This window comes from Lactobacillus corticis (assembly GCF_018327645.1).
Lineage (GTDB): Bacteria > Bacillota > Bacilli > Lactobacillales > Lactobacillaceae > Lactobacillus > Lactobacillus corticis.
Genome location: NZ_BMAY01000063.1, coordinates 1 through 209 on the forward strand (window position 1 = coordinate 1; position 209 = coordinate 209).

Annotated in this window: 1 protein-coding gene; it reads left to right on the top strand. The window is 41.1% G+C overall.

All coding sequences use genetic code 11. The features are described from left to right. Positions 1-209 (top strand): ATP-binding cassette domain-containing protein (locus tag KI210_RS08730; RefSeq protein WP_212781476.1); only part of this gene is annotated, 209 nt, incomplete at both ends.

Genomic DNA, 209 nt, shown 5'->3' on the forward strand with positions numbered 1-209 from the left:
TGATCACGTTAATAAATACTATGGCAAGCTTCATGCCTTGAAGGACATTAATTTGGAAATTGAAGAGGGCCAAGTTGTAACGATCATCGGATCTTCCGGTTCCGGAAAGTCAACTCTGATCAGAACCATCAATGGCTTGGAGCCAATTCAATCAGGCAAGTTGGAAGTTACTGGCTATGATTTGGCCGATAAGAAAACAGACATTAACA